The 3,908-nt window shown below is 36.2% G+C and carries 5 protein-coding genes and 1 tRNA gene; 2 read left to right on the top strand and 4 right to left on the bottom strand.

The genetic code is table 11. From position 1 onward, the window contains the following. Positions 1 to 96, bottom strand: a 96-nt coding sequence (locus tag ACJROP_RS09545; RefSeq protein WP_405270337.1) for a F420-dependent methylenetetrahydromethanopterin dehydrogenase, incomplete at its 3' end; no start/stop codon positions are given. A 264-nt stretch (positions 97 to 360) separates the two neighbouring features. Next, a tRNA-Val gene (locus ACJROP_RS09540) sits at positions 361 to 432 on the bottom strand. A 121-nt stretch (positions 433 to 553) separates the two neighbouring features. Here ACJROP_RS09540 and ACJROP_RS09535 point away from each other — a divergent pair. Together ACJROP_RS09535 and ACJROP_RS09530 are read left to right on the top strand one after the other, a co-directional pair. Then, complete coding sequence (locus tag ACJROP_RS09535; protein ID WP_406535237.1) at positions 554 to 1,477, top strand: branched-chain amino acid transaminase; 924 nt, start codon at positions 554 to 556, stop codon at positions 1,475 to 1,477. A gap of 12 nt (positions 1,478 to 1,489) precedes the next feature. After that, a complete protein-coding gene (locus tag ACJROP_RS09530) occupies positions 1,490 to 2,323 on the top strand; it encodes an undecaprenyl-diphosphate phosphatase (RefSeq protein WP_406535236.1) in 834 nt (277 codons plus the stop codon). A 27-nt stretch (positions 2,324 to 2,350) separates the two neighbouring features. Here ACJROP_RS09530 and cobT read toward each other — a convergent pair whose 3' ends face one another. Together cobT and ACJROP_RS09520 are read right to left on the bottom strand one after the other, a co-directional pair. After that, positions 2,351 to 3,412, bottom strand: coding sequence for a nicotinate mononucleotide-dependent phosphoribosyltransferase CobT (cobT, locus tag ACJROP_RS09525; protein ID WP_406535235.1), 1,062 nt, complete (start codon positions 3,410 to 3,412; stop codon positions 2,351 to 2,353). After that, on the bottom strand, positions 3,405 to 3,908 hold a 504-nt coding region (locus tag ACJROP_RS09520; protein WP_406535234.1), incomplete at its 5' end, for a hypothetical protein. The genes cobT and ACJROP_RS09520, both read right to left, overlap by 8 nt.

Below are 3,908 nucleotides of genomic sequence, written 5' to 3'. Positions count from 1 at the left end.
GATATTTGGTCTGTCTGCTCTTTCGTCTAACAATAGGTCAATTACTGGTGAAGTACCAATATTACCACTTTTAATAATAGCAATTTTTACTACCATAATTTAGTCTCCTTAATCGATATTTATAGTTATTACTAAAAACATATTTAAGTTTTATTATTTGATATTTTTATTTGATATATTGCTTATTTTACTGAATGATTTTCATTACAATACTTTAATATTAAAATTTTGTATAACTGTTCATTTTATGATAATTTTTCTATAAATTTTAAATTAGTATTACTTATGAAAAAGTAATAACAGTATAATAAAACATCGAAAAAGTAAACTAAAAAAAGATAATTTTTAAAAAAACAGAAGTGGTTCCGACGAGATTCGAACTCGTGATCCCCTCCTTGTAAGGGAGGTATCATACCACTAGACCACGGAACCAACAAACAATATTATGAATTTACTCTTATATATATCTTTGCATTATTAATCAAAATTATACAAAGTAAGTTTAATATATATAAAAAACATATATTCTATCACAAAAATATGATGTGATAAAATGGCATGGGACGATAAAGAAACTAAAGTTTGGATGGACGGAGAATTTGTTGAATGGAAAGACGCAAATATTTCAGTACTTTCTCACGTTGTCCATTATGGTACCGGTGTTTTCGAAGGTATTCGTGCATATGAAAACGAAAATGGTGTAGCAGTATTTCGTTTAAAAGAGCACGTACAACGTTTATTTGATTCTGCAAAAATTTATAAGATTGATATTCCATTTACTCAAGAGGAAATTGAAGAAGCTATCCTAGAAACCCTTCGTGTAAATGATTTAGGGGGATGTTACATACGCCCTATTGCATTTAGAGGATATGGGGAATTAGGAGTTAATCCTTTAGGATGTCCTGTTAATGTAGCTATTGCTGCTTGGGAATGGGGATCATACCTAGGTGAAGAAGGAATGGCAAATGGTGTGGACATAGGCATATCATCATGGAGAAAACCAGCACCTGACACTTTCCCTGCATTAGCTAAATGTGCTGCTAATTACATGAACTCCCAGTTAGCAAAACTTGAAGCTATTGATAACGGATATGACGAAGCTATCATGCTTGACTATGAGGGACATGTTTCTGAAGGTAGTGGAGAAAACATTTTCATCGTTGAAGGCGAAAAATTATTCACTCCTGCAATGTCTTCATCCAATCTTAAAGGAATCACCAGAGATTCAATAATGACCGTTGCACGTGACTTAGGTTACGAAGTGGTTGAAGAAATTATTTCAAGAGAAAGATTATACGCTGCTGATGAAGTATTCTTTACAGGAACTGCAGCAGAGGTTACTCCAATTCGTTCAATTGACCACAGAACTATTGGTATCGGTAAAAGGGGTCCAATTTCTGAACAATTACAAACCGCTTTCTTCGACATTGTAGAAGCTAAAGTGGAAGACAAATACGATTGGTTATCATACATCTAAGCGGTGTAGGCTATGGATATAATTCAAGGAATTATAATTGGCATTGTCCAGGGTTTGACTGAATTCTTGCCAGTTAGTAGTTCAGCACATTTGGTTTTTATTCAAAAGCTATTGGGAGTTGAAAGCTCTCTTGCTTTTGACACTTTTCTTCATTTGGGAACCTTGATTGCTGTTTTATGGTTCTTCCGTTGGGATATTATAAAAATGCTCAAGTCTTGGTGGTTAAGCATTGGCGATATCTTGCAGGGAAGGTTTAAACAAGGTTTTGATGAAGATCCATATAAAAGACTTGCCTGGTATGTGATTTTAGCTACCATTCCTGTTGCTATTGTCGGATTGTTATTTGAAGATGCTGTAGATTCTTTATTTGCAGGTGCACTTTATGTTCCAGCATTTTTCCTGTTTGTAACAGGTACTATACTTTACTTGTCTCAAAGAATGGCAAGCGGTAATGTTAATCTGCATAATATTTCTAAAAAGGAAGCATTATGGATGGGATTAGGTCAGGCATGCGCAATATTGCCGGGTCTTTCACGTTCAGGTACTACAATTGCTGCAGGTTTAACCATTGGCCTTGATAAAGAGTTCGCTGCAAAATTCAGTTTTATATTATCCATCCCAGCAATATTCGGTGCTTTTATCTTGCAGCTTAAGGATATCGGTTCTGCATTGGATGTTAATTTCTTGCCGGTGTTTTTGGGTTTTGTCGCATCAATTGTTGCAGGTTATTTAGCAATCAGATGGATGCTGGAATTAATTCAAAATAAGAGTTTGGATATCTTTGCTTATTATTGTTGGTTGATGGGTTTAATAGTGTTTATGGGCTCAATAGCTCACATATTTTAAAATTTAAAAAAATAGAGAGTTAAATCTCTATTTACATACTTTTTCTATTTTTTTTCTTAATTTTTCTACAGAACTTCCTAAAACGAGTGCTGTAAACATAGCTCCTCCGGCTCCAACACCCTCCTTAACAAATCCTGTTAGGTAATTTTTCAATCCTTCATGTTCTGAATCTTCAAATCTTGGATCCACCACATGTACTGTAATATTGTCGTCAATTTGGTCAAGTATGCCAAACAGATCTGCTGTTTCATCAGCCGCAACGAATACTGTAGTGGCCAAATTGATTCTTGAAAAGTCAAATGTAGGCTGGATTGATTTGATTACTGCACATGTTGCTGCCATTTGAGTTCCGCCCGCTAGAATGATTGGAATATCTGATCCTAAAACAAGCCCGGCTATTGCAGGAATTGTCGGATCTCCTACTGCGCCGATAGCTTGAATAGCGTCGGCTTCACCCGGTGTGATTCCGGCATTTTTCAAACCTTCATCAACTGTCTTTTCTTTCAAGTCATGAGGATTATGTGGCATGCTTCCGCTAACCTTTTCATTGGCTTCATAGCCTAATGCCTTTAAGACTCCATAAGCGGTTGTTGTTCCTGCAGGTATGCTTTCTCCAATGATAAGCATTTCATGCCTTCTTGATAATTCGGCACCCAATTCCTTTCCATTTTCAAAAATTTCCAATGGGTTTAAAATGCCTTTCCCAGTTCGGATATCTCTTCCGTATTCTTTTCCAAAACTGACGTATTCTACATCAGGCTTAATTTTAGATCCTGCATCGATAATAACAAATGGGATATTTGCAAGTTGTAGCGCTGCTTTTGTAAGCCTTGCGGGGGTTGGTGCTGCCGCATCTCCAACGACGGTTTCAGCCGCCGCATCAGTACAGCGAACTTCTCCTAAAACCAAAAATTCAGCATCTGCAGCCGGTGTGAACACGGTCAATTCAGGTGTTGCGCCGGCTCCTGAAATTCCTGGTATTTTTGAAGTATCTGTTGTTCCAATTGTAACTAAAAATACTGGATCATCGCATTCCTGTAATTTTTCTATTAATTCGGTTGATCCATAAGTTTTTATTCCATCAATCATCTTTTTCACCTAATTTTTTCAACATTTCAATAATAATTTTATTCTGATTAATAATCTTCTTGTTTTGAAGCATTATCTTCTTCAGCATTTCATTGTCAGGCAGTTCATCATCAGTAGGGAACTGTTTGCCGTCCCTTGCTCTTGGTGGAATTCTGATTTCGTCTTTCGGAGGAAGTGATGTTTTTTCATCTCCTCTTGGAGGAATGACTCCTCTTGAAGCGCTGTCCTCATTAGATATGAAATCGACATATCTGTGTTGAACCTTATTTTTTCCTCTTTCATCAAGCAGTTCCATCAATCTGTCATCAACTTCTTTAACACCGTGAAGCTGTTCCTGTTCTACCTCATGCAATAACCTTTTTTGAATGTTATAGGCATTGTAAATTGGAATTCCCCTTGTTTCACATTCGTTTTTGAACATATCGCTGAGGTTAACGTCTCCTGTCAATTTTTTAACTCTTTTTTGTTCTGGAGTATTAGCACTATAAAATCCCAT

The sequence above is a fragment of the Methanobrevibacter sp. genome (assembly GCF_045220775.1).
In the GTDB taxonomy this organism is placed as follows: Archaea; Methanobacteriota; Methanobacteria; order Methanobacteriales; family Methanobacteriaceae; genus Methanocatella.
Note: the sequence above shows the minus strand (reverse complement) of the source record. Positions and strands in the feature narration are given on the sequence as shown.